Raw genomic sequence first — 25,391 nt, forward strand, 5'->3', positions numbered from 1 at the left:
TTTCCGCTTCGTCGGAGAATTCTGTCCTTGAGATTCGGGATGTAGCGCAGCGGTAGCGCACTTCGTTCGGGACGAAGGGGTCGCTGGTTCAAATCCAGTCATCCCGACTCTTCTCTTACATCAAAGCCCGTCCTCGGAAACTGATTCCTCTCCTTCCTTCCCTCCTAAAAGAGTCCGTATCTTTTCTCTGTACCTTTCCCGAAAAAAGGATTCCGGTTTCGGCTCACCGATTCCGGCCGCTTTTAAACGCTTTTCATTGTCGGCTATCCTATCGTCGTCCATCGGATGGGTGCTCAAATATTTTCCGAGAGGCAAAGAGTCCTCTTTGTCTCCCGAATGCTTCTGTCTCCAAAGTTTGATTTCCCGAAAGAAATTCGCGCTTGCTCCTGGATAATAAGGAGTCGCCCTCATGTATTGGAAACCTAATGCGTCCGCTTCCTCCTCCGCTCCCCTGCTATTGGCCAAAGAAAGTAGATTGGAGGAAATAGAGGCCATGCCCGAAGCATGCTGCGCCAAGTCCGGACCGAGCACGTAAGCTAGAACCAGATAGATCGCGAAATAAGTAGCGATGCTCGAGGACAACTGTTTCATGGAATGTCTTTTTTCGGCGTGGGCGATTTCGTGAGCCAAGATGCCGGCCAAGGTTGCCTCGTCCTTGATGAAATGCAAAAGGCCCGTATAAACGAAGATATAACCGCCCGGAGCACAGACCGCATTGATAACGGAATCGTCGTTTAAGATCGTGACCTTATAGGGAAATTCCTGCTTAAACCGGATCTCTTTCGCCTTCAAAACTCTGGAAGCCACGTCTTGCACGTAAACACGTAGCTTTTCGTTACGCATTACGTGCATTCCTTCTTTTCCTTGGACGGCGGCGTCGTAAAATTGCTTTCCCAAGAATTCATCCAAGGTAATCGGGAAAGCGGTTTCCACCACCCAACCGCAGGAGTTGAAAAATAAGCCGAGACAAAGTACGAAAGAAAAGGCGAAACGTCTAGAATTCATAGGAGTCCTTCCAGAAAACAGGAAGATTTATTCTTTGTCGATTAGGATTCGACGGAAAGACGGACCTCGTAGCCTGCATACGCTCGTAAATTGATGACTCCGTCCTCGAAAAGCATGTATTGGCCCTTGATTCCCAGGAACTGAGAATCGATTTTCGCCTCCTTTTCCGGCTGAAAGGATTTCGCTTTTGCCGGATATCGAAGCAATGGATAACGGATCTTAGTGGATTCCCTCGTAGGAACCACTCGATAGACTACGTCAAGATCCCAAGCTTCCAGTTGGGATAGAAGCTCGTCCTTTTTCAAGGCAAGGTCTGCCGGAACGGAATCGGTGGTCACCATGGTTTGCCACTTGGTCTTATCGTCGATGATGGAGGAGAATTTCTTTTCGATCACTCCCGCATCCCTTCTGGACCGGACCTCCAATAAGGGAATCGCTTCCTGGGCGCCCTGGTCCACCCATCGATTCGAAACGGGCTGTTCTTTCGTAATTCCTACTTTCAATCCGCTGGTATTGGCAAGGTAAACGGTATGTTTTTGAAAACATTGTTCTTCTCCCCAATCCGGTTCCCTGCAAGTACCTAGATGAAAATGACAGATTTCCGGTCTGAGGATGCATAAGTCGTTTTGCGCCAGGGACTGAAAGCAGGAAAAACAGCTTCCCTGGTTAAAACTTTTTTTCGTATGTTTTCCGCAGTGGATACAACGGATGTCCCCGGTGAATTCCAAGGAAACTTTTTTGCCTAAGAACGAAGGGATCCTAAAATCCTGTTTCGGAAACGTCGCAGATGATTTTCCCGAATTACCCTCCTGGTATTCTGCCACCACCCAAGAATACTCGACCGGATCCAGACCATCGTGGTCCAGCATACGAAGATAACCGGAAGACAATTCTTTCATGGAAAAAAATACTCCCTTCCACCCAGCGGGCGAAGCAATTCGTCCACCTTCACTTCCAAAATCGTGCGAAGTTCGGAGTCTTGCCAGTCAAAGACTACGATCGTATCGCCGGATACGTAATGGCTCAATTTTCCGTTATTCAGATAAAACAAACGTAATTCGCCTTTGTCCCCATCCTTCGAGGGAACGAATAAGGCTCCCCTCCCGGCCAAGGTGCTCCCCTCGTACCATTTTGCGGAAATCGGAACGACGGTCGGAAGAGACAAATCGGGGGAATACGCGCGAGTAAGACTTTCCTTCGGAGTCGGATTTTCCCCGAACTTTCCGGATTCCAAAAAGGAGCAGTTGAAATGATCCGCTAATCTGGGAAAGTCGCTCGGACAAGATACGGGGAATACCTCCTTTTCCTGCGAAAAAGGGACTCCTTTCCGGACGCTTTGGGCGATCTTTGCGAACGCGTAATATTTTAAACGCCCCAGAACTTGCTTCAGGTTATATTGCTTCCATTCTCCGCCGGAATGCTGCGGCTCCGCGACCAAATTCGGCTGGAATAAGATTGTCGCCGTTACGAGGAGCACTCTGAAAAAATTCATTCAAAATTCCTAATTCGAAAATAACCGATCATTAATACATCAGGTATTTCCGGAGGGATCGATTCATATTTTCCTCCGATTCCGAAAAGGATTTTTTAAAATCCGCGTATTCTATTCCCGAGTCGATCGATCGTCTAAAACGTTCGGTTCCCCAGAGAAAATCTATGTTATGCGAACCGTCCGGATATTGTCTCCATCGGAAGTCCTTGTATTTTTTCTTCAGAACGGAAACGAGAAGATACGCCATCCGAATCGGATCGTAATTTTTATTTACGACCGTCAATCGTAACCCCCTACAGATTTCCCCTTTGAACGGTCCGAAAGTGGGTTTAAAAAATACGCTCTGGTAATAATAATCCCCTTTGCTACCCTCGTTCAATTCGGAAAGAAGAGCGTCCGGCTCGTTCATCCAAGGCGCGCCGAAATACACGAAAGGAGCCTGGGTCCCGCGACCTACGGAGACATTTACTCCTTCCAAAAGCACCAAGCCCAGATAGTTCCGCGCGGATTCCAACATGGGAAGATTGGGGGAAGGAGTGATCCACGCGATTCCTTCTTTTTCCCAATCGAATCCTCGTTTCAAATTTTTAGGAGAGATCACTTCCAGTTTGATTTTGTTGGAAAGGTATTCCCCGTTGTAAAACATGGCCGCCTCGCCCATCGTCATTCCGGTGAAAAATAAGGAAGGAAATTCCCCCGCGAAATTTAAGAATTTCTTTTCTAGATTCTCTCCGCGAGCCCCTAAATACAAGGCTGGATTCGGGTGATCCAAAAGTATAAATCGAGTCGTTTCAACATCCGGAAGATTGTCCATCAACCGTTTTAGAACGCTCAAATAAGTATAGCATCTCATTCCCATATCCATCACGTCGAATATGATGGCGTCCCCCCCTTTCAAAATGGCAGGGATCTCCGAGTTTTTCACCTTGTATATATGATAGATGGGTAACTGGAACGTTTCATCGACGGTTACGGGGGACTTACTGAAATCCTCTTCCAAACCCAAGAATCCGTGTTCTAGTCCTATCAGGTGTTTGATCTTGACCTTCTTTTCTTTGAATTCCCTAAGGATTCTTTCCGGATACTTTCCGATTCCCGAAGGATTCGTGACTAGGATCACGGTTTTGCCGGCGAGCGAGGGAAGTATTTCTTCGTAAAAAGCGACTTCCGACGGGATGATTTTGGAATTGGAGATATGTCTACGAGAAGAAGCTTCTGCGCACGAATCGGAGGTAATTGTCAGAAAAAAAATGATTAAAGTTAGGATTTTTTTGTTTCTTTCTTTGAACCGCATGTAAGAACCCTTATTTGTTCACTAAATAGACAGAATTCTATTCTTCAAGGAGAAAAAGGAGCGATATGGCTATGTTGCCCATCCTGCGGATTTCCGCTCTAACCCTCGTCCTCTCTTTCGCTATTGCTTGCGCCACCGGAAGTGCTAGCGGTCGTAAAAAAAAGGAATACTACGAAATTAATGGAGACCAAGTCACCGTGATGGGAGAAGCTCCCATCTATAACGGTGATAAAACGAACGCAAAACAGCGCGCGTTAAAAGACGCGAAAATCAATGCGGTTCGGAAGGTGGTCGGCGAACAGATTACCAGCAAGAGCCAGGCTTCCGACGGAGAAAGTCTAGGCTCCAGCCTCTTATCCAAGACGGATGCATTCGTGAAGTCTTACGATATCGTGGATGAGGCCGAAGGAAAAATCGATACCCAGCCGATCCTAAAATTGACCGTAAGATGTACGATCGAACAAAGCAAACTTTCGACCGCTGTGGATTCTCTCTTGGCGGACGTGGGAAACCCGAGAGTCGTCATCGTCGTACCTTCTAAGGTCGGAGGCCAACCGGTTGCCCCTCTAACCGCGAATAACATTGCGGAAGCGGAAATCGCCAAGAACCTGAAGAAAGCCGGTAACAAAGTCGTGGATGCTGCCACCGCGGCTAAGACTGTCAATAAATCTCAGGTAGATCCTAGCACCGTGGATGCAGGATCTCCCATAGTCGCCCAAGCTCAGGCCTCCGGAGCGGAAGTCATGATCATAGGAAATGTGGAAACGGAAGACCAACCTGTAGTTTCCAGCATCGGCGGAAAAAATCTGGATCGTCCCCTTTTCAATACCGCAGCCACCGGGTCCTATAAAGTGATCCTACTTTGGGGAGACGGTAAGATTGTGGATTCCGGAACCGGCGACGGTAGAGCCGCAGACATCACCCAAAAAGTTTCCCGCGAAAAGGCCGTCTCCCAATGGGCGGAAAGCGTAGCGAAAAAGGTGAACAAACAGCTCAAGGAAGAATGGTTCAACCTTACGGAAAACAACACGATCATCCTGAAATTCACCGGTTTGAATGCGGACGAGTCGACCAAATTCAAGGACGACCTGACCGAGTTCACCGCAGCGAAGGATATCAACGTCCGTACTTCCGACGCAAACGGTTCGGAATGGGAAGTAACCTACCCTGGCAAAGACGCTCTGTTTATGGACGAGTTGGTTTATAAAAAGGACCGCGGGTTCACCTTCTTGGCCACCAAAAATATGACCGTCAAATCCGCTACTCGCGGAGTGGTCACCCTGGAGTTCAAGCCGAACAACTGATCGGATGGAAAACCTTGCGTAAGAAAAACCGGCGAGAGATCGCCGGTTTTTTGTTTTTACCGCGGGATTTGTTCTTTGATTCTCTTTCCGTATTCGGATTCGTATCTGAAAAAACTTTCCCAGAATCTGGGAACCTTCTCTTTGGACAATTTGGAAACCAATACATCCAGATGAGAATGCCATCCGGCCGATACCATAAGCTTCTCGTTTTCTTTCGATAATTTATAATGTTTTAAAGTAAGAAGAACATCCTCGCCTTTCTGTGCCAGCTCGAAACTGACTTCCGAATCCGGACCCCACGTAAAACTTAGGAACCTAGGCGGATCGCACGCGATCACGGTTTCATTCCCGATCGCCCCGTTTTCCATATGCTTGAATCTTTCCGGATAGATTTTTTCTTCCGAAAGTTCCGAATGCAGAAAATGCAATTCCACCTTGCCTCCGACCTTCAATTCCATCGGTCCTTTCGCGAGCCAAGTCCCTCGCTTTTCGGAGTCCGTTAAATATTCCCAAACCGTTTCGATCGGTCCCGGAAGGATTCTTTCGAATTGTATTTCCTGTTCCGAAGTGAAATTTCCGAAATTCCTGTTCGTATTCGTGTCTCTCATTTTAAATCTCTCTCCTTTCTTCTTTGGTTCGCTTTCAATTCCCTTTCCAACGCGTTCAAACGCCCTTCCCAGAATCTCTTGGCTAGATCCAGCCAATCCTGAATTTCCTTCCAACCGGTAGAATCCAAGGAGTGAATCCGCCTTTGGCCTTCCACACGGACTTGGATCAGATTCGCCTCCCGGAGCACTTTCAAGTGCTGCGAAATCGCGGCGGCGCTGATATTGAATCGGGAAACGATCTCTCCGGAGGATTTTTCTCCGTCAAAAAGGGTCTCCAGTATTTTACGCCTTGTAGGATCCCCTACGGCATCTAAAGCGAGCATACCCTATATTTAAGCTATAACTTAATTAAGTCAATACTTAAATTTAAAAAAATCTTTTTCTGAAACAGGTATCCTCGGCTTGAAACGGGAGAAGGTTCGAAGCCGAGACGTGGATTTTTGCACGGTACCCCGTACTTTTTTTCGGAAACTATTTAGAAAAATCGAATTTAGACGAATAGAGATCTAACGAAGGATTGCGGGAAATTTTTGAAACCGCAGAAAGAAAAAAACCACCGGAAGAAAACTCTTCCGGTGGCACTTCCGTCCCGAGGAGAACTACATCTGGAGAAGCTTAAGAACCGAATTCGGTTTTACGTTGGCTTGCGCTAACATCGCCGTACCACTCTGCACGAGTATTTGTTTTGTGGTCAGCGCAACCATCTCCTCCGCCATATCGGCGTCCCGAATTCTGGATTCCGATGCCTGCATATTTTCGTATGCCCCCATCAGTCCTTTTGCGGAATGTTCCAACCTATTGAAGTAGGCCCCCATATCCGCTCTTTGCTTCATGATCTTCCCGAGCGCCGCATCGGCAAAGCCGATCACGTCGTTCGACTTCGTGGGAGTGGATACGGAAATCGCTTTTCCGTCCGCGCCCACAAGTTTCAAAGCCCGGGAAGTCATCGTTCCGATGTAGAACCTCTCCCTCTGGTTCTGATTCGGTCCCATGTGAAACCACATAGAGGCTACTTTCGAACCTCTTGCGAACTGCCCTTCGAAAAGTTTGAATCGATTGAACTCCGCTTGGGAGGCAATCCGATCCACCTCGTCTACCAGCGCAGATACTTCCACCTGGACCAACTGTCTGTCCTCGGGGCTGTAGATTCCATTCGCGGTTTGGATGGCCAAAACCCGGATTCTTTGGATGATGTCCGATGTCTGCTGAAGAAAGCCTTCCGCAGTCTGGATGAAGCTCATCCCGTCTTCCGTATTTCTCTCCGCCTGCCTCAAACCGTTTACCTGGGTACGAAGCTTCTCGGAGACAGCCAAACCGGAGGCATCGTCGCCGGCAGAGTTGATCCTCATGCCCGACGAGAGAGCCTTCATGGTTTTATCCACAGCTTGTTCGTTGAACTTTAGAGAACGGTGTGAATTCACCGCGCTCAGGTTGTGATTGATAATCATCCTACACTCCTTGTAGAGATTCCCGGAGGATCTCCCTATCCTCCGGTCGGACTATGGTCTGTCCGGTGCTCCGGGATGGACCCGGTCGGACCACCCGACAGGCCATTTTCTCCCGAGGAGTTAATGATGATTCAATTACGTACAACGAGCACGGATTCCGAAAAATCCGTCGGTCCTATACCGCGAGAAGCGATCCCGTAGAAGAGGAACCGGAGAAAGATTGGACAAGATTCTTAGAGTTCGGCCAACCCTGCTCCCGTTTCTCTTCTACCATCCTGAGACGACGATAGCCGCTTTGCGGCGGCTTAGAGTCGGGATGGAAAGATTCCCGGTGCGGGAGCGAATCCGCTCCCGCTGCCGGAAAGTCCTAATTACCTGAGTAATTGAAGGACGGACTGGGGTCTGACGTTGGCTTGAGCTAACATTGCAGTACCGGATTGAACCAGAATCTGGTTCTTGGTAAATGCAACGGTTTCTTCCGCCATGTCTGTGTCTCTGATACGCGACTCTGAAGCCTGGATGTTCTCGTAAGCGACCATCAAACCTTTCGACGCATGTTCGAGTCGGTTGAAGTACGCTCCAAGATTCGCTCTTTGCTTGCTGATTTTCATCAGGGCGTCATCCAAGAATCCGATGGCATCGTTGGACTGTTCCGCAGTGGAAAGAGTCAACAGCGTTCCGTCGGCTTTAATCAGATTCAGAGCTTTAGCGGTCATCGTAGCGATATAGACCCGCTCCCTTTGGTGTTGGTTCGGACCGATGTGGAACCACATCGAAGCGCTTCTAGAACCGCGGGCAAAATCCCCTTGGAGTAGCGCCATTTTGTTGAACTCTGCCTGAGAAGCGATCCGATCGATCTCGTCGATGAGCTGAGAAACCTCTACTTGGATCATTTGGCGGTCTTCCGCGCCGTAGATACCGTTGGAAGATTGGATGGCAAGAACCCGAACGCGCTGAATGATATCGTTGGTTTCCTGCAGATATCCTTCGGTGGTCTGGATCAAGGACATGCCGTCCTCGGTGTTTCTCTCCGCTTGACGAAGCCCTTTTACCTGAGTTCTCATTTTTTCGGAAACGGCAAGACCGGACGCATCGTCACCGGCGCGGTTGATACGCATACCGGAAGACAGAGCTTCCATGTTCTTTGCCACTTCGTTGTTCTGGAACTTCAGGACGCGGTGGGAGTTAATCGCGGCTAAGTTGTGGTTAATGATCATGAGTTTCCTCCTTGAAACAGATCATGAGCCCGGCGTCCGTGCCGGGATCTTTTGCCTTGGTTTGGTTTTGGTCTTTATGGTTTTCTATCTTTTAACGAAGGCCCGAATTCGGAAGAATCCTCTCCGGAATACGGTTTCCTTCAGATATATCTTCGGTGGCGCAGTTTGTCGGGATTAATTTTTAAGATTTCGTTCGATTTTGCTCAAAAATGGTGTTTTTTACTCATTTTTGAAATTTTTTGAAGAATCAAAAGAAGAAGAAAATTTACTTTTTTCCGGAAAAAAGATCTTTTTCACGCACATCTAACCCTTCGATCGATTCCGAAATTTCCCTAAGTTTTTTTTTAAATCCTACGGAGAAAAAATTCCGATTCCGGTTTTCTCTCCGTGAATCTCCGCTCGGATCTCAAAACTCCCCGTTTAGAAATTTCTTTCCGAAAAGAAGTTCTCTCCGCCCGCACCGAGCCCGAAAAAGCCCTGGCCTTCCGGAATCCGGCTTGCTCTCCCCTCTTCCGGTTCCATTCTTTGGGATTGCAACAGACAAAGAAAACGATCCGTCTAACGAAAACGATGAGCCAACCCAAAACCAAAAAAGACACCCAAGACCTTCACGAACTTTATAGACAAATGTTATTGATCCGCCGCTTCGAGGAGGCCGCGGCAAAATCGTACAGCATGGGAAAAATCGGAGGATTTTGCCACTTGTACATAGGTCAAGAAGCGGTGGGAGTCGGTGCCATCGCGGCTCTAGAAGAAAGGGATTATATCGTTTCCACCTACCGAGACCACGGGCATGCTCTTGCAAGAGGACTCGAACCGAAATCTCTAATGGCGGAACTCTTCGGGAAAAAAACGGGGATCGCCAAGGGAAACGGCGGATCCATGCACTTTTTCGATAAGACGAAAAATTTCATGGGAGGGCACGGCATCGTCGGAGGTCATATTTCTTTAGCTGCCGGAATCGCGTACGCTTCCAAATACAGACAGGACGGCGCAGTTACGTTATGTTTTTTCGGAGAGGGAGCCGCCAACATCGGATCCTTCCATGAAGGAATGAACCTTGCAGCGATTTGGAAACTTCCCTTGGTCATGATCTGCGAAAACAACCATTACGCGATGGGAACTCCCGAATACAGAGCCCTATCCGTCAAAGACGTGTCCGTACGCGCCGCAGCATACGACATCGCGAGAGATCATATAGAAGGAGACGAAGTCAGAAAGGTCCGGGACCACGTTCAGTTCGCCATCGACCGAGCGAGACGCGGCGAAGGCCCCACCCTCATGGAAATCTCCACATACCGTTTTCGAGGACATTCCATGTCCGACCCGGCGAAATACCGTACAAAAGAAGAACTGGAGAAATACAAGCAGGGGGATCCGTTGATCAAGGCGGAAAAGGAACTCTTACAATGCGGCTGGTCCCGGGAAGAATTGGACGGCCTCAGCGATTCCATACAATCCATCGTGGATGATTCTTTGAACTTTGCGGAAAAGAGCGAAGAACCTCCCTTAGGTTGGCTTCACAAACACGTTTACGCGGAGAATATCTGATGCCGATTCTGACGTACCGCGAGGCCTTAAATCGGGCCATGACAGAGGAAATGGAAAAGGATCCGAACATCTTTCTTATGGGGGAAGAAGTCGGACACTACGAGGGGGCGTACAAAGTCTCCCAAGGAATGCTGGCGAAATTCGGGGAAAGAAGAGTGATAGACACCCCCATCTCCGAAAACGGATTTGCGGGCGTAGGAATCGGGGCCGCAATGGTGGGCCTAAGGCCCATCATCGAATTCATGACCTGGAATTTCTCCCTAGTCGCGATTGATCAGATCATAAACTCCGCCGCTAAAATGAACTATATGAGTGCCGGCCAATTTCCGATTCCGATCGTCTTCCGCGGAGCTGGAGGGGCCGGAGGAAGATTGGCCGCGCAACATTCCCAATCCTTCGAGAGTTGGTACGCTCATATTCCCGGCCTGAAGGTCATCGCCCCGTACACTCCCGCGGATGCGTACGGATTATTGAAAACTTCGATCTTAGACAACAACCCGACCATTTTTATAGAAAGCGAAGTACTGTACGGAACGAAAGGAGAAGTTCCGACGGGAGAATTCTATATTCCGATGGGAAAAGCGGACGTCAAACGGGAAGGCACACAGCTTACGATCATTAGCTGGTCCCGAGCCCTGATGTACGTATTGCCCGCCGCGGAAAAGTTGGCCAAGGAAGGAATCTCCGTAGAGGTGGTGGATATCCGGAGCATCCGTCCTTTGGACGAAGAAGCGATCTTGGCCTCGGTTCGAAAAACCAATCGGGCCCTGATCGTAGAGGAAGGTTGGAACGTGGCCGGATTCGGAGCCCAGCTCGCCTATCTGGTCCAGAAGGAAGCCTTTGACTACCTCGACGCCCCGGTGGAAAGAGTAACCCAAGAGGATGTGCCTATGCCCTATGCGGCCAATCTAGAAAAAGCCTCCCTACCGAGCGAAGAGAAGATAATCCAAAAGGTAAGAGAGATGATCAAATGATCCAATATACCGGAAGATTCCAACATTCTGTTATTCTAATAGGTATTATATATGGCTAAAATCGCCGAAATGACCCAACTCAGCCCGACGATGACCGAGGGCGTATTGGTAAAGTGGTTAAAGAAGAAGGGGGATTCCGTCGCCCCGGGAGAATCGATCGCGGAGGTGGAAACCGATAAGGCCGTGATGGAGATGGAGTCTTTCGATACGGGAATCCTTCTGGAAATCATCGCGGGAGAAGGCTCCAAACTTCCCGTGGGAGCTCCCGTAGCGATCATCGGAAAATCGGGAGAGGACATCAGTTCTCTTCTCGCTGAGGCCAAAACAAGAAGTTCCTCCCTGCCCAAGCCGGAAACGCCGACTTCTCCCGCCCCTGCACTTTCCATAATCTCAGAACCTCCCCAAACAGCTCCCGTCAAATCGGAGCCGCCACAAATTCCCGAAGCGGAAGAGGAAGACTCCGTACGTCCAGCCTCATCCTCTCAGAGGGGACTCTCAACTCCGGCTCTTGAAGGAAGAATCAAGGCCTCTCCCCTTGCGAAACATATCGCCAAAGAAACAGGAATCGACTTAGCGAGAATACACGGAACCGGACCGGACGGAAGAATCCTGAAACGGGATGTGGAAGCGAGCCAGGTCCTAGTACGGACAAGCCTTTCCACATCCGCGGCTCCCTTAAAAGAGGAAAAACAGCAGATTTCCGGAATGAGAAAGACCATTGCCAACCGCTTGGTCCATTCCAAAACCCACCAACCTCATTTCTATCTGGACATAGAGTTGGACGCGGAGCCTCTCGTAAAATTGCGCGAGAACATAAACGCGGATCTCAAGGCTTCCGGAGAAGAGACGAAGATCAGCCTAAACGATTTTGTCATTAAGGCTTCCGCGTTCGCACTTTTGCAAGTCCCGGAGGTGAATTCCTCCTGGAGAGAGGATCATATCCTGCGCCACGGAAGAGTAGATGTCGGGGTCGCAGTCTCCATCGAAGGCGGACTCATCACCCCGTACGTCCGAAATGCCGATCTCTGCTCCATTTTGGAAATCGGCAGGAAAGTAAAAGAACTTGCCTCCCGAGCAAGAGAAAGAAAACTAAAACCCGAAGAATATTCGGACGGAACGTTCACAGTATCCAACCTAGGCATGTTCGGCATCGATCGCTTTGCGGCCGTCATCAACGAGCCGGAAGCGGCGATTTTAGCCGTAGGGAACGCGGTCCCGAAACCCGTGCTAAAATCCGGTGCGATCGTTCCCGGCATCACGCTCTCCGTTTGCCTTTCCTGCGATCATAGAGTCGTGGATGGAGCGGTGGGAGCCCGTTGGTTGCAGGTCTTTCGGGAAGTGCTCGAGCACCCGTTGCGCCTTCTCGTCTGAATCTTCTTCCCCACGGAGAGATACAGCTTGGCGGAAAAAGACTCTAATTCCCGGATCCAAAAAGTTAGAAAAGCGGCCTTGCTTCTGCTTTCCTTGGACAAGGATTCGGCGGCCAAAGCGCTTTCCCAATTGGAAGAAGGCTTGATCGAGGAAATCATCCAGGAAATGGCCAAGATCCGGACGGTTTCCAAGGCCGAAAAAGAGGGTGCTCTTTTGGATTTTCAGGAATCCCTGAGAGAGCTTGCGGGCGAATCGCGGGGAGGCATCGACGCCGCCCGGGATCTACTGTACAAGTCCGTAGGCAAAGAAAAATCGGAATCTATATTAGGAAAACTAGATAGAAAAGACACGGAGGAGGACTTCTCCTTTTTGAACGACGCGGAACCGCAAACTCTTGCGCAACTTCTTCTTCCGGAAAATCCCCAGACGATCGCGGTCACTCTTGCCTTTTTAAATCCTAAAAAAGCCGCGGAAGCTTTGAAATTCCTGCCCAAGGATCTACAATCCAAGGTCGCGCTAAAATTGGCGAATACGACCAAAACTCATCCGGATGCGATCCGACAGATCGCAAGAGTTCTGAAGAAAAAATACGAGAATCGGGACAAGTCCGAATTCAGCGAAGCGGGCGGAACGGAAGCGCTTGCGAGTATCTTAAATCACATGGACAAGTCTCTCGAAGAGACCATCCTGAGGGACCTGGAGGAGCATTCCCCGGAACTGGCCTCTCAAGTCAGAGAAAAGCTCTATACCTTCGAGGATGTGCTCCTTTTGAATTCCAAGGAAATGCGTTTTGTGATCAATCGTCTCGGGGACGACGATGTGATTGCGACCGCGCTGCGAGGTTCCGGCGACGAGATCCGTGCTCATTTTTTCGAAGCCATGTCCAAAAACCGAGCCAACGATATTTTGGAACAGATGGAATTAAGGGGAAAAGTAACCTTAAAAGAGATTACGGATGCGAGAAACAAGGTCCTGTCCTTACTGCGGGATCTGGAAGAAACCGGAGAAATCGTTCTCAAAAAAGACACGGAAGAATTCATCTAAAGAAGCGGAGAAGAGCCTCTAAGGCGACTCGTTTTTTGAGTCATACAAGTGCGAGCAATCCGGGAAAAAGTTTCGCGATTCCCGAATACTTCTGGACTGAAGTTCGCAAACGCTCTATACATGGTCTCGCCCAATATGCTGAAACGTGTCTTTAAACTAACGCTCGGATTTTTATCCTTACTATTCGTACTGTTCCTTTTCGGGATCATAATTACTTGGGCTCCGGACAAAACCGTAGCCGAGTTACAACCGAAATGGGCTCCTCTACCTTCCGTTTTTGTAGATACCATGGGAATGAAAGTGCATTTGCGGGACGAAGGACCTCGTACCGATCCGAACCCGATCGTTCTGATTCACGGAACCGCCTCCTCTCTTCATACTTGGGACGGATGGGTCGAAGAACTTAAATCCACTCGCAGAGTCGTACGCTTCGATCTTCCCGGATTCGGTCTTACCGGCCCTTCTCCGAACGGAGACTACTCCATGGATCTATATGTAAAATTCGTAATTTCCATCTTAGACAAGTTAGAGATCAAACATGCTGTGATCGCCGGAAATTCCCTAGGCGGAAACATTACATGGTTTACCGCGCTGAATCACCCGAAATATTTCGAAAAATTGATATTAGTGGACGCTTCCGGTTATCACTTCCAATCGACTTCGGTTCCGATCGGCTTTAGGATCGCGAGGATTCCGTTACTGCGCAATCTGGTAAGCAACGTGCTTCCCCGGTTCATCATCTCTTCCAGCGTAAAGAACACGTATGGGGATCCTAGCAAAGTTACGGAAACGCAAATCGATCGTTACTACGACCTAACCTTGCGGGAAGGAAATCGCAAAGCCTTGGTTCAGAGATTCCAACAGATGACTCCTGGAATGCATGAGGATAAGATTCGCGAACTCCACATTCCCACCTTAATCCTTTGGGGAGGAAAAGATCGGTTGATCCCTCCCGAATACGCGGAGAAGTTCCACGAAGATATCCAAGGAAGCAAATTGGTCGTGTTTGAAAATTTGGGGCATATTCCCCAGGAGGAGTCCCCGAAAGAAACCTTGCAGGTATTCCAGGAATTCATGAAATAGATTCGAACGAAACGGGGTGATAAATCCGGAGCTGACGGGACTCGAACCCGCGACATCCTGCGTGACAGGCAGGCACTCTAACCAGCTGAGCTACAGCTCCTCTTTCCGATGAACATCATTTCCTGAAGCTTGCTCCGGTCAACAATGTTTACCGGAAAAAAGGATGAATTTTTAAGTCCCTTTCCCATTCTTCACCAAAGGATGGATGTATTCTATCCGGATACGCAAAGAAAATGCTACAGGAAAAAAAGCCCAAAGATTTACTCGAGGATCGGATATTCACGGTCTCCAATTTTCTTTCCATCAGCAGGGTATTTCTTCTTCCGTTTTTCATCCACTTCACTCGAAAGCACATGGAAGCGCCGAAGCAAGGAGAGTATCTCCTCTTAGCGATCGGCACCTGCGTTTTAGCGGTTCTCACGGATTATCTCGACGGATTCTTGGCGAGACTTCTGGGACAAGAATCGGTTCTCGGAAGATATCTAGATCCGATCTGCGATAAGATCGTGACCGTAGGCGGACTCTCCGTCATTGTACATTATTATCATTTCCCTCTATGGATTCTCTGTGTCTATATTTTACGGGAAATCCTAGGAGTCTGGTTGGGGGGCTTTCTGTATTTAAAACGGGGAATCCAAGGGAAGCCGAATTGGTGGGGAAAAATCGGAGTCGGGCTCGTCGCGGTCACGGTTCTCTGGTACATGACTCTCCCTTTGTTGTACGGGAATTATCCGCAAGACCATCTCTTTTATCATCCGGAATATTCCGGTTATCTTTTAGTTACGATATTGACGATCGGAGTCGTCGCTTATGCTCGTAGGTATTGGGACATCGTATTCCACCCCGAGAGATTCGTATTGGATCCGAAGGATAAGAAACAGAAGAAGAAGTATCAGTTGGTATGAAATTCCTTGACACGGCAAGGTCCTCCCCCATTCTGTCAATCGCAGCCTGCTCGGGTGGTGGAATTGGTAGACACGCAAGCTTGAGGTGCTTGTGCCGGTTAGGTGTAGGGGTTCGAGTCCCCTCTCGAGCAAACGGAACATTGCAAACCAATCCCCTAAAATTCTCTTTCCGGCCCGGCCAACGGTAAGACCGAATGTCATCGAGCCCCCTATCCGTACAAGAATTTCTTAATAAAGCTAAACTGGTCTTTTACGGCTTTTTTACTTTGCTTTTTCTATTCCTGGCTCTCTTCTTTTCCGCTCCCCTACTTCTTGTTTCGAAAGCGGATCCGAAAAAATCGAATGCGATTCTAGTCGAGGCGATCGAAACGGGAAGAAAAGACAAACTGAAACAAGCTTCCCAACTTTGGAAAAAAGGATTGGCCCCCGTAGTCCTAGTTCTCTACTCTCCTGCCGGTTCCGATTCGGATGTAGGAGTCCCGACGGATCTCACGTCCGCGATCCAATCCAATCTGATCTCTCAAGGAGTGGAGGAAAACAAAATTCTGATCTATACTGTCCCTGCCGGACCGCAAGAGTTTCCGAAAACTCTTCTGAAAATCGCTCTAGACCGCCAATGGAAGACATTTTTATTGGTAGGACGCGAATATGATTCGGCTACTCTTTTGCGTCTCTATCGTTCCGTTCTGGAACCCGCCGGGATCTATTTCGCCGTTTCGAAAGTTCCGGAAGGGTTCTCCTCTATGGATTGGTTTTTGAAACCTAAAAACCTCGAATCCATCCTAGGCCGTCTGGCCAAGTATTTGTATCTTATATTATTAGGAAACTGAACATGTCCCAGCAAGATGTTAAGGAAACCAACGAACTAATACAGCAAAGAATCCGCAAAGTGGAGGAATTGAAAGCGAAAGGGGTCGATCCTTATCCTGTTCGCTTTTTCCCGGACGCGAATTCTTCCGAATTGATCGAGAGGTATTCCCAAAAACCGAGCGGCCCGGAAACCAAATTCAAACTGGGAGGAAGACTCCATTCGAAGCGGGTCATGGGCAAGGCGAGTTTTGCTCATCTCAAGGACAAAGGCGGTGTAATCCAACTTTACGCCACCCGTGACGACCTAGGAGAGGAAAATTATTCGCTCTTTAAAAGCCTGGATTTGGGGGACCAAATCGGAGTGGAAGGATATCTTTTCCAAACCCAAAAAGGGGAAACGACCCTCCATCTCACTTCCGTGGAATTGCTAGCGAAATGCATCCGGCCCCTCCCCGTCGTCAAGGAAAAAGACGGAGTAGTTTACGACGCGTTTGCAGACGTGGAACAGCGCTATCGGATGCGTTATGTGGACTTGGTCGTCAACGACTTCGTCCGCGAAACCTTTATCACCCGGAGCAGGATCGTATCCGAAATCCGATCCTTCCTAACCGGCGAGGGCTTTTTGGAAGTAGAAACCCCCATGATGCAACCCATCGCGGGCGGTGCGGCCGCTCGGCCTTTCGTCACACACCACAACACCCTGGACATGCAATTATTTCTGAGAATCGCACCCGAACTCTATTTGAAGCGCCTAATTGTGGGAGGTCTGGATCGAGTCTTCGAACTGAATCGGAATTTTCGGAACGAAGGGGTCTCCACGAAGCACAATCCGGAATTCACGATGATGGAGGCCTACATGGCCTTCGGAGATATGTCCAAGATGCTGGACCTGACGGAACGCTTGATCACTCACGTGACTCAGAAAATCCATGGTTCATTAAAAATTCCTTATGGAAACGATATGGTGGATCTGACTCCTCCTTGGAGAAGGGTAAAATACGTGGATATCATCAAAGAATATTCCGGGATAGATTTTTCCCAGATCAAGACCTTACAAGAGGCGAAAGAAAAGGCCTCCGCCTTAAAAGTGGACGTCTCCAAATGCCATTCCATCTGGAAAGTCGCGGATGAAGTGTTCTCTGAAAAAGCGGAACCGAACCTGATCCAGCCGGTATTCGTAACCGATTACCCGAAAGAACTTTCTCCATTGGCAAAATCCCGTCCGGACGATCCGAACTATGTGGAAAGATTCGAGCCGTATATCGTAGGGAGAGAAATCGGAAACGCGTTTTCGGAATTGAACGATCCTTTCGACCAAAAGGAACGCTTCGAGGAACAGGTAAAGCAGCGGGAAGCGGGAGACGACGAGGCATTCATGATGGACGAGGATTATATCCGAGCCCTCGAATACGGCATGCCTCCTACCGGCGGTTTGGGAATCGGGATCGATCGGCTCGTCATGCTTTTGACGAATTCCCAATCCATCCGGGACACCATTCTCTTTCCTCTGATGCGTCCGGAGTAAAAACTCCGGACTTCTTCAGTAATTTGCGATGCTCAACTTTGCTTGTGCATCAAGCCTTGTCTTAAGTTCCTTTAACTGCTGCTTCAGATTTTCCGAATCTCCGGATCCCAAAGATTTCGTGACCGTATGTTCGCGGGAAGAGAAGCTGAATTCTATCTCCTTCGCGGCCATGATCTTATCCGCGACCTCCGGAGGAAGGATGGAAACGAGTCGGAGGGTCTCTCCGTAATCGGTGGTAACCTTCCGCAGATTGTGCCAAGTCTGGTCCAATTTTAAGGAAACCCCTATCGGAAAACTTTCCTCGAAAGAACTCACGTAGTATTCCAAGAACAACGGTTTTTCTCCCGTGCGGTTATTCAAAACCCCCTTGAAATTCAAGGCTCCCGAGCGACCGGGAGAACAGAACCAGGAAAAAATACATACTGGACTGGACCGAAGTGTCGTTTGCTCGATCACAGGTTCCGCAAGAGATTCTGGGCGAGCGGAACAGGAAAGGGAAAGTAGAAAAACCGCAAATAGGCCTGCGAGTTGTAAAAGGGTACTAGATTGAAATCTCCGCACTGTCATCTCCAAAATCGATTCCATACTATCTCTCCGCGGCAAAACGTGAAGCAAAAATCCGATTTCCAGGGAATGGAGGAAGTCCTTTTATGGTTCTAGAACTATGATTTCCTACCCTAAAGAAAAGATCAACGTACTGCTGCTCGAAAACATTCATAAAGACGCTTACGATCTCTTTCAGAGGGACGGTTTTAACGTCCGTCTGCTCCCCCAGGCTTTCAGCGAAGCGGAACTTTTAAAGGAAATCGAGAATGTTCACGTTCTGGGAATCCGCAGCAAAACCAATATAACCGCTCCCGTTTTGGCCAAGGCGAAACGTTTGCTTACCATCGGCTGTTTCTGTATCGGCACCAACCAGGTCGACCTGGCGGAGTCCGAAAGCAAGGGAATTCCAGTATTCAACGCCCCCTATTCGAATACCAGATCCGTAGCGGAATTGGTGATAGCGGAGATCGTGCTCCTGGCCAGGCGAGTTCCCGACCATATCCGAAACACCCATGCCGGGATCTGGAATAAGATCTCCAAGAATTGTTTCGAAGTACGCGGAAAAACCCTAGGAATCGTAGGGTACGGTCATATCGGCAGCCAGGTTTCCGTCCTTGCGGAAGCCATGGGCCTCAAGGTAGTCTATTACGACGTCCAAACGGTACTTCCTTTAGGAAACGCGACCCCTGCCCACTCCTACGAGGAGTTATTGGCAATTTCCGACTTTGTTACGTTTCATGTTCCGGAGACGACGGAAACTACGAATCTGTACGGCAAAAAGCAGATCGACCAAACGAAAAAGGGTGCGTATGTCATCAACTTGTCCCGAGGAAAAGTGTTAGACCTGGAAGCCCTGGCGGAAGCCATCAAAAGCGGGCATATCGCCGGTGCAGGTGTGGACGTTTTTCCCGAGGAGCCCGAATCCAATAACGATCCGTTCCTGACTCCAATGCAGAATCTGCAGAACGTGATCCTTACACCGCACATCGGAGGTTCCACAGAGGAAGCCCAGAAGAACATCGGTTCCGAAGTGGCCAGTAAGCTATTGAAATTCGTCAATAACGGCTCGACTTCCTTCGCCGTGAACTTTCCGCAATTGGAATTGAATCCGATTCCGACCGGAATGTATCGCATCCTGAATGTCCATAAGAACCAACCTGGATTCCTGAAGGATATCAACGCGATGGTTTCGGAAGTAGGAGCAAATATCAGTTCCCAACATTTGGGTACCAGCGCGGAAATCGGCTACCTGTCGATGGTAATCAACATGACGGTCGGTGACGAGCTGAAGGAAAAAATCGAGAGGCATCCGGGATCCATTAAGACCAGAATCCTGTACTAAACCCTCTAAGATCGCCGTCCTAGACTCTTTCCGTCCTTGATTTGGATTCGTTTAACAAATCGTAAAATCCGTTCTCTTTAGATCAAATAGCTGCCAAATTGAACAGCGGGTCTTCTCTCGATTCAATCCGTTTGATCCTTTTTTCCCGCCAAAACCCTTACGTGAAGCGAGAAAACGCAACGAAAAGGCGATCCGCGTCTTCTTTAGCCTACTTTAAAATTTCTTTCAATCTCTCTTCCTGTAGGCACGCTAATTGCTGTTAGATCCTTGAGGAACAAAATTGGATAGGGATCTTTTACTGACAAAAGTCGCGCTTAAAATCGTAAAAATTCCTTAATCTGTATGTAAGTATCCTCGATTAGGGTTAGTGCAAACGGGAGGACCGCCATGAAATACAATAGAATCCCTTCCACCTTAAACGTTCGTTTTGAGACGATCGACGACACCAAACTTAGGTTCGCGGAGAACGTTCTTGTCGGACTCGTAATGAGAAGCGACTCGGCCGTAGATCCCGGAACCAACCTTTCCATACAGATAGGAGTGCTCAGTCTTTCCGGCTCGATCGAACTAATGATGAAAGTGATCAAATGCGAACGGATTTCGAACTTCGAATACGACGTTTATCTAAATTACACCGAAAAGGATTTCGGTAAGATAGAGGCGATCGAGGATCTGATCCGGGACCTCGCTTAAAAAGCGGGTAAAAGCGATTCTGAATCGGTCGTTTTCGTTCCTAGGAGCGGAAACGACCGAGACGATTCCGTCTAGGCTACGAATAGATCCGCTTTGCTGATCATCGTCAGCGGAACTTTGCTTACGTTCATTTTATCGGGGAAATAAACGATCTCTTCTCCGACCAATCTCCTGTTTTTGTCCAATTCCACTACGGACCCGTCTTTGAGATGAAGTACGATGTCGATTCCGCGGTAGTTGACATATCTTTCGAGTTGGTCTCTGAATTTATTTCCCTGTTCCATGGTTGCTCCTCGGCAAAAACGTTGAACGGTAGCCTAAAGAACCTAGGTAAAAGTACAAGTTTTTTTTATTTCTTCCTTCGAAAAATATTTATGTCCGCTAATTTAGAAGTACTGAATGGATGTGAAGGTCTTCAGTTCGGAAACGGAACCTGATTCGGTCCCGTCCAACTCGCTCCGTTATTCGTAGTGGTATACCAGTACAGTCCGGTTCCGGTCGCACTCGGAACGCTGATGAATATCGTAATTGCGTTCGTGGAATCAATGGTGGAAGTGTAAGCGTTCGCGTAAAAAGAGGATCCTGCGGCTCCCAAAGGCAAAGCGCTCGTATCAACGAGAGTCCAGGTCGCTCCCGCATCCAAGCTGACGTAAAGAGGAGAATACCCTGCTTGAGCGGAAATCTCGGGGTACATGGTGGAAACTAAAACTCCGGATCCGGAAACTCCCATCCGCGCCACGGTTTGGCTGATCGAACTCGTCGTCGTCAAATACAAAGGAGGAGTGACGTTCACAGTGGTAAAAGTGGCGCTCGAACTCACGGTAAAGTTCGTGACCGGCGTAGTATTGATACGCAAAGAAGTCGTAGCGGAACCCACATCCAAAAAGAAGGCTTGGCTATAGCCGTCCGCAAACGCCCAGGATGCATTACTCCCGTTGAGCGTAAAAGGGGTATACCCGTACGACGATATAAGAGAAGTAGTGACGTTAGAAGAAAGTCCGGCGCTGGAAACGGACTGTCCGCTCATGGAATACGCACCGGAAGAACCGGAAATTCCGAAACCGCAAAATTCATATCCGGTGCCCGAACTTTTCGGACCGACACAGGTTGTAAGATTCGCAATCGACGTTCCGGAACTCGGAAAGCTAATCGCCCGGTAGCAATTGTATGACGCACCGCTTTCGCACCAATAATAATACCCCGAATTGTAATAGATCGAAGTAAACCCAGTTCCTCCCATCGGCGGGGTCACTTGGGTAAAATTGAGATTTGCTCCTTGCGTAAGAGGCAAAACTCCCTGTGCAAAATAATAAGTGTTCGTACCAGTCACTTCGAACATCGCATAGAAACCGCTCGCGGACCCGTTCGCGCCGGCATTCAATGCGATGGTAGAACTCAAAAGCCCGCTCCCGGGAACGTTCGTGGAAACCGTATAAGTCCCCGTACTTCCTCCGGTAAAAAGCAGATCTAGAACGCTAGGTTGCAGTCCTTTCTGGCGGGTAATGTACGAAAATTGCACCCCTGTTCCGACGGTTCGAAATCGCTGGTACATGTCGGGAAAGCTATTGTAACCGACGGAATCTCCGATTCCGAGAAGAGTGGTCAGCAAAGAGAAATTGGATTGCGGGTCTAAGGAGGCTTCCTGAAATTTCATGCATCCGCTACAAATGAACAAAAGAAAAAAACCCGCCGCAGTTCTAGACAATCTACTCTGCATCGATTTCATACACTCTCCTCCCCAAAACCCGAAATGAACCTTCTAAAACAGTGTTGAATACCGGACTTCTCCGTACAACGCCTTCCCATACCAACCGTTTGCGAAACTTGTACTTGTAAATACGGAAGTCGGAACCCTGTCATAACCCGCATTCCATTGGAAGCCGTTGCGCACCGGAGTTCCGTCCGCGGAAACGACCGTCTCTTCGGCCGCCCAGGTCCCTCCGGTGAAATAGCTATGGACCAATTGTACCAAATAAACGGTCCCTAGAATAGCAAGAGATTGGTTGTATTGTTTCACGTCCTTTTGGTATTCGCTCCTCTGGCCTTCCAAATTGAACCTTCCCAGTCCGATCGGAGAATTTCCGAAAATCAAGGCAGAGTTGAACGTGGCCTGGTCATAACTGGATTTTGCGGATTTCGCATGTTCTGCGGATATGATGCTATATCCGAGAGCGACAGCGAATGTTCCTCCATAGATCCATCCCGTTTTTTTACGATCCGCATAGATATGCCCCCAACCAGGCAATACTGCGGATCTCCAGACTAGGCTCCACCGACTTCTGGTCGGCTTAGGAGGCGGGACAAAAACGGGCTCTTGCGGAACTTCAGGAATGACAGGGATCTCCTCCTGAGCGGATTGAGGCTGCTGGATGTTCTGGATTTTTTTCTCCTCTTCCTGCCGGATTTTCTTCTCTTCTTCTTTCGTAACTTCCTTGTAAATGACCTTTAAAATGGACTTTTTGGGGATGGTAACGAGCCTACCGTCTTCCCCCTTTACCTGTATATTTTTTTCGTTTTGAGTGATCACAGTCCCTTTTACCGTACTTCCATTTCGAAGTAGGATGGACTGCACTGCAATCAATTGGCTGGAAAATAGAAGAAGGATTAGCGGAGTTCCGTATCTGGCGGCACTGAGAATTCGTAGAAACATTTTTGTCTATGCAACTTTTTGACAAAAATACACTCCTCTCCTTCCGTCGCATAGGAGTTTTTCGGGGAGTTAAGTTAGTTCTACGGAATTTTAGTTCTTATCAACAAGGAGATCCTTTTTTTTCGCGGTCGGACATTCCATTCGGAGAAAATTCCTGCCTTCAGACGAGAGAATTCCCGGAATAAAATCCCTCCATCACTTTTGCAAGAAGATCCGGACGATCATGGTGCATATTGTGGCCCGCTTCTTCCAGCTCGATGTAGGTAAGATTTCGGAGATGTGAAAACACTTCTTTCGGATCATCCAAAGGAAGATTGGTTTCCTTACCGTAGACTACAAGCACGGGACACGACACACTTTCCCAAAGATGCCTCGTGAATTGAGGACTGATGAATACCGGCGGACCGCTTTTATAGATCGGGTCGCTTTTCCAGACGAATCCGTCTTCCACAGGTTTGGTCAAATACGTCGCGATGACAAGCAGCCGTTCCTTAGGTAGTCTAGGATACACCGGGGAAAGTCTGGAGGCCGCTTCTTCCACGTTTCGAAAACTCTTTTGTCTCTTTCTTTCCCTTCCCGCCAAACTATTTTCCCAAGTTTCCAGCCAGGAGCGGAAACGTTTCCGTTCTTTTTCCGGATTCGGCAAAGAGCTGAATCCCTCCAAACATACCAAAGATTCTACTCTCTCCGGTACCAATCCTGCGATCCTGGATCCCAAACCTCCCCCCATAGAATGGCCCAGTATATGAAATTTTTCCGGCAGAAATTTGGAGATAAAACTTTGGGTGTCGACTAACGGAAGCATGAAATGATAGAACCCTTCTCGCAACCATTCCGAATCTCCATGACCACGATAATCGAATCTGTACAGATCGAAATATTCGGAAAGAAATTCCTCCTGAAACACGAAGGTATCGGAGGAATCCATAAATCCGTGAAGTTGAAGGAGCGCCCTCCCCTTACCGTTATTCCGGATGGAATACGAGAGTTTGTATCCTCCCGACTCGAAAGTCCCTTTTACCGTTTTGCCGATCTGAATTTCTGTAGAACCCATATTCGTATCCAGAATGGAATCGGATCCGGAGGAAGAAAGCAATTCCTCTCCCGTTTTGGTCAAAATAGGCAGCGGGAGTTTTTGGATTCGTTCGAGATCCCAACGATTTTCGTCCGAAAATTCGGACAAAAGAGAATCCAAAAACCCGATCCATTCCGGAACGATTCTTTTTCCGATTTCGGAAAGCTCTCCGGAAAGAAGCAATGCTTCGAATTTTTGTTTGGATTTTTCCGCCTGCATCCTCGCGCCGCGAACATTCGGTTTTACGAAAATCTTATTTAAGGAAATTGCCAACTGGATCCAGCCGTGTAATAACAGCCTACGTCCTCTAGCTTCCTTCTTCCATTGGAATTCGAATACTTCGTGCAGCTCGAAGTATTTTCCCTTTGCGTACAGTTCCCTTCCCTTTTCCCAGGCAAACGGGAAACTTTCCTTCGTTTCGGAAGTATTTGAGATTTTCGCAAGGATGCTTCGAATTTCAGGGTCGAATTCCATGGTTTTCCCTTTTCTTCCCCGTCGCATCTCCGACCAAAATCGTAAATTCACCTCTCTTCGATTCGAGGAAAATTTTCGCATCGCACAATGGAAGGTTCGGACCGGGTTCCTTCCTTTTCTTGCAAATGTCCATTTTTTGTCCCTTAGTTTAAAAGTTACTTTCCGTCCAAAGCAGTTTTTTTACCCTAAAACTTGGGACAAATCGGAGACGCTTCTTCCTTTAAGGATTCTCCCTCCCGCAAAACAAATCGATGACTTCTTCCCATGACTCTCACAGGAGATTTTGAATGGACTTTCAGGCTGGATACCTTAGGTCTTCCATCGGTAGGAAAACTATCGTAGGGATTACCGGACTCGTTTTTTTCGGCTTTGTGTTTTTTCACATGCTGGGGAACCTCCAGATCTTCCAGGAACCGGATAAGATCAACAGCTATGCCGCGTTTCTACAAAGCCTCGGCGGACTTCTTTGGATCGCTCGCGGTACGTTACTAGTGGCCTTCGTGTTGCATGTCTATTATGCGATTCGACTTTCGGTGGAAAACCGTCAGGCAAGACCGGTCGGATACGTGAAAAACAGCACGATCCAAGCCACTCTTTCTTCCAGAATGATGGCTCTGACCGGCTTGGTGATTTTCGGGGCGATCCTTTACCACCTAGCTCATTTTACTTTGGGCATTACCGATCCCAAAGACTTTGCATTAAAAGACGCGCAAGGTCGCCACGACGTGTATTCCATGGTCGTTCTCGGATTTCAAAATCCGATCGTTTCCGGAGCGTACGTGCTTTGGATGTTTTTGCTGGCTTCCCACCTCAGGCACGGAGTCTCTAGCGTTTTCCAAACCTTCGGTCTCAACACATCCTTTTGGGCGCCTAAAACCAACGCCTTTGCGATCGCTTATGCGATCCTGATTTTCGTAGGAAACTCTTCCATTCCGCTTTCTATCCTACTGGGATATGTAAAGTTACCAGGAGCACAATAG

General features: G+C 48.5%; 25 protein-coding genes, 3 tRNA genes and 1 pseudogene. 14 read left to right on the forward strand and 15 right to left on the reverse strand.

Annotation, left to right across the window (positions count from 1 at the left end):
• The first annotated feature begins 35 nt into the window (after window positions 1–35).
• Window positions 36–107 (forward strand) — tRNA-Pro (locus EHO60_RS00720).
• A 13-nt stretch (window positions 108–120) separates the two neighbouring features.
• On the opposite strand, the gene EHO60_RS00725 is transcribed toward EHO60_RS00720, so the two are convergent.
• The 4 genes from EHO60_RS00725 to EHO60_RS00740 are packed head-to-tail and all read right to left on the reverse strand — an operon-like array spanning window position 121 to window position 3,791.
• Window positions 121–1,005, reverse strand: a complete 885-nt coding sequence (locus EHO60_RS00725; protein ID WP_135766252.1) for a M48 family metalloprotease — start codon at window positions 1,003–1,005, stop codon at window positions 121–123.
• Between the two features lie 41 nt (window positions 1,006–1,046).
• Complete coding sequence (locus EHO60_RS00730; protein ID WP_135766253.1) at window positions 1,047–1,904, reverse strand: DUF2797 domain-containing protein; 858 nt, start codon at window positions 1,902–1,904, stop codon at window positions 1,047–1,049.
• On the reverse strand, window positions 1,901–2,497 hold the full coding sequence (locus tag EHO60_RS00735) for an LIC_11883 family protein (RefSeq protein WP_135766254.1): 597 nt from the start codon (window positions 2,495–2,497) through the stop codon (window positions 1,901–1,903). The genes EHO60_RS00730 and EHO60_RS00735 overlap by 4 nt, the downstream gene beginning before the upstream one ends.
• Before the next feature lie 31 nt (window positions 2,498–2,528).
• Window positions 2,529–3,791, reverse strand: coding sequence for an exo-beta-N-acetylmuramidase NamZ family protein (locus EHO60_RS00740; RefSeq protein WP_135766255.1), 1,263 nt, complete (start codon window positions 3,789–3,791; stop codon window positions 2,529–2,531).
• Between the two features lie 65 nt (window positions 3,792–3,856).
• Here EHO60_RS00740 and EHO60_RS00745 point away from each other — a divergent pair, with 65 nt between their 5' ends.
• Window positions 3,857–5,095 (forward strand): lipoprotein LipL46, encoded by a 1,239-nt coding sequence (locus EHO60_RS00745; RefSeq protein WP_135766256.1) that lies wholly within the window; start codon window positions 3,857–3,859, stop codon window positions 5,093–5,095.
• Between the two features lie 56 nt (window positions 5,096–5,151).
• Here EHO60_RS00745 and EHO60_RS00750 read toward each other — a convergent pair whose 3' ends face one another.
• The 4 genes from EHO60_RS00750 to EHO60_RS00765 form a co-directional block, all read right to left on the reverse strand.
• A complete protein-coding gene (locus EHO60_RS00750; protein WP_135766257.1) occupies window positions 5,152–5,703 on the reverse strand; it encodes an SRPBCC family protein in 552 nt (183 codons plus the stop codon).
• Window positions 5,700–6,026, reverse strand: a complete 327-nt coding sequence (locus EHO60_RS00755) for an ArsR/SmtB family transcription factor (protein WP_135766258.1) — start codon at window positions 6,024–6,026, stop codon at window positions 5,700–5,702. The genes EHO60_RS00750 and EHO60_RS00755 overlap by 4 nt, the downstream gene beginning before the upstream one ends.
• 276 nt (window positions 6,027–6,302) lie before the next feature.
• Complete coding sequence (locus EHO60_RS00760; RefSeq protein WP_135766259.1) at window positions 6,303–7,151, reverse strand: flagellin N-terminal helical domain-containing protein; 849 nt, start codon at window positions 7,149–7,151, stop codon at window positions 6,303–6,305.
• 371 nt (window positions 7,152–7,522) lie between these two features.
• The gene (locus EHO60_RS00765; RefSeq protein ID WP_135766260.1) at window positions 7,523–8,368 is read right to left on the reverse strand and encodes a flagellin N-terminal helical domain-containing protein; all 846 of its coding nucleotides are present in this window, start codon (window positions 8,366–8,368) and stop codon (window positions 7,523–7,525) included.
• A 570-nt stretch (window positions 8,369–8,938) separates the two neighbouring features.
• Here EHO60_RS00765 and pdhA point away from each other — a divergent pair.
• From pdhA to EHO60_RS00790, 5 genes are all read left to right on the forward strand, one after another.
• Entirely contained in the window at window positions 8,939–9,919 is a 981-nt protein-coding gene (gene pdhA, locus EHO60_RS00770; protein WP_135766261.1) for a pyruvate dehydrogenase (acetyl-transferring) E1 component subunit alpha, read from the forward strand.
• The gene (locus EHO60_RS00775) at window positions 9,919–10,893 is read left to right on the forward strand and encodes a pyruvate dehydrogenase complex E1 component subunit beta (RefSeq protein ID WP_135766262.1); all 975 of its coding nucleotides are present in this window, start codon (window positions 9,919–9,921) and stop codon (window positions 10,891–10,893) included. The genes pdhA and EHO60_RS00775 overlap by 1 nt, the downstream gene beginning before the upstream one ends.
• Before the next feature lie 51 nt (window positions 10,894–10,944).
• Window positions 10,945–12,264: a pyruvate dehydrogenase complex dihydrolipoamide acetyltransferase gene (locus EHO60_RS00780; protein WP_135766263.1), complete on the forward strand. Its 1,320-nt coding sequence runs from the start codon at window positions 10,945–10,947 to the stop codon at window positions 12,262–12,264.
• Between the two features lie 27 nt (window positions 12,265–12,291).
• The gene (gene fliG / locus EHO60_RS00785) at window positions 12,292–13,308 is read left to right on the forward strand and encodes a flagellar motor switch protein FliG (RefSeq protein ID WP_135766264.1); all 1,017 of its coding nucleotides are present in this window, start codon (window positions 12,292–12,294) and stop codon (window positions 13,306–13,308) included.
• Between the two features lie 120 nt (window positions 13,309–13,428).
• Complete coding sequence (locus tag EHO60_RS00790; protein ID WP_246028080.1) at window positions 13,429–14,391, forward strand: alpha/beta fold hydrolase; 963 nt, start codon at window positions 13,429–13,431, stop codon at window positions 14,389–14,391.
• Between the two features lie 26 nt (window positions 14,392–14,417).
• On the opposite strand, the gene EHO60_RS00795 is transcribed toward EHO60_RS00790, so the two are convergent.
• A tRNA-Asp gene (locus EHO60_RS00795) sits at window positions 14,418–14,491 on the reverse strand.
• A 133-nt stretch (window positions 14,492–14,624) separates the two neighbouring features.
• On the opposite strand from EHO60_RS00795, the gene EHO60_RS00800 reads away from it, so the two are divergent.
• The 4 genes from EHO60_RS00800 to lysS all read left to right on the forward strand — a co-directional run bounded on the left by EHO60_RS00800 (window position 14,625) and on the right by lysS (window position 17,631).
• Window positions 14,625–15,296, forward strand: coding sequence for a CDP-alcohol phosphatidyltransferase family protein (locus EHO60_RS00800; protein ID WP_135766265.1), 672 nt, complete (start codon window positions 14,625–14,627; stop codon window positions 15,294–15,296).
• A gap of 48 nt (window positions 15,297–15,344) precedes the next feature.
• A tRNA-Leu gene (locus EHO60_RS00805) sits at window positions 15,345–15,427 on the forward strand.
• A 63-nt stretch (window positions 15,428–15,490) separates the two neighbouring features.
• Window positions 15,491–16,126: a hypothetical protein gene (locus tag EHO60_RS00810; RefSeq protein WP_135766266.1), complete on the forward strand. Its 636-nt coding sequence runs from the start codon at window positions 15,491–15,493 to the stop codon at window positions 16,124–16,126.
• Window positions 16,127–16,128: 2 nt separating this feature from the next.
• Window positions 16,129–17,631 (forward strand): lysine--tRNA ligase, encoded by a 1,503-nt coding sequence (gene lysS / locus EHO60_RS00815; protein ID WP_135766267.1) that lies wholly within the window; start codon window positions 16,129–16,131, stop codon window positions 17,629–17,631.
• A gap of 15 nt (window positions 17,632–17,646) precedes the next feature.
• Here the strand turns inward: lysS and EHO60_RS00820 are convergent, their stop codons facing one another.
• Window positions 17,647–18,216 carry a hypothetical protein gene (locus EHO60_RS00820; RefSeq protein ID WP_246028081.1) on the reverse strand — a complete coding sequence of 190 codons (570 nt, stop codon included), beginning with the start codon at window positions 18,214–18,216 and terminating at the stop codon, window positions 17,647–17,649.
• Window positions 18,217–18,295: 79 nt separating this feature from the next.
• On the opposite strand from EHO60_RS00820, the gene serA reads away from it, so the two are divergent.
• Together serA and EHO60_RS00830 are read left to right on the forward strand one after the other, a co-directional pair.
• A complete protein-coding gene (serA, locus tag EHO60_RS00825) occupies window positions 18,296–19,519 on the forward strand; it encodes a phosphoglycerate dehydrogenase (RefSeq protein WP_135766268.1) in 1,224 nt (407 codons plus the stop codon).
• 387 nt (window positions 19,520–19,906) lie between these two features.
• Window positions 19,907–20,212, forward strand: a complete 306-nt coding sequence (locus EHO60_RS00830; RefSeq protein ID WP_135766269.1) for a PilZ domain-containing protein — start codon at window positions 19,907–19,909, stop codon at window positions 20,210–20,212.
• A gap of 71 nt (window positions 20,213–20,283) precedes the next feature.
• On the opposite strand, the gene EHO60_RS00835 is transcribed toward EHO60_RS00830, so the two are convergent.
• The 5 genes and pseudogenes from EHO60_RS00835 to EHO60_RS17235 form a co-directional block, all read right to left on the reverse strand.
• Complete coding sequence (locus EHO60_RS00835) at window positions 20,284–20,496, reverse strand: hypothetical protein (RefSeq protein WP_135766270.1); 213 nt, start codon at window positions 20,494–20,496, stop codon at window positions 20,284–20,286.
• A 131-nt stretch (window positions 20,497–20,627) separates the two neighbouring features.
• Window positions 20,628–21,938 carry an LIC11996 family lipoprotein gene (locus tag EHO60_RS00840; protein ID WP_135766271.1) on the reverse strand — a complete coding sequence of 437 codons (1,311 nt, stop codon included), beginning with the start codon at window positions 21,936–21,938 and terminating at the stop codon, window positions 20,628–20,630.
• A gap of 33 nt (window positions 21,939–21,971) precedes the next feature.
• Window positions 21,972–22,862, reverse strand: coding sequence for an LA_0442/LA_0875 N-terminal domain-containing protein (locus EHO60_RS00845; RefSeq protein ID WP_135766272.1), 891 nt, complete (start codon window positions 22,860–22,862; stop codon window positions 21,972–21,974).
• Window positions 22,863–23,022: 160 nt separating this feature from the next.
• Entirely contained in the window at window positions 23,023–23,895 is an 873-nt protein-coding gene (locus tag EHO60_RS00850; protein WP_425460260.1) for an alpha/beta fold hydrolase, read from the reverse strand.
• Between the two features lie 270 nt (window positions 23,896–24,165).
• Window positions 24,166–24,492 (reverse strand): annotated as a pseudogene (locus EHO60_RS17235) (DUF309 domain-containing protein); the annotation flags it as partial.
• A gap of 206 nt (window positions 24,493–24,698) precedes the next feature.
• Between EHO60_RS17235 and EHO60_RS00860 the strand changes: the two are divergent.
• A complete protein-coding gene (locus EHO60_RS00860; protein WP_135766273.1) occupies window positions 24,699–25,391 on the forward strand; it encodes a succinate dehydrogenase cytochrome b subunit in 693 nt (230 codons plus the stop codon).

The organism is Leptospira fletcheri (genome assembly GCF_004769195.1).
GTDB lineage: Bacteria > Spirochaetota > Leptospiria > Leptospirales > Leptospiraceae > Leptospira_B > Leptospira_B fletcheri.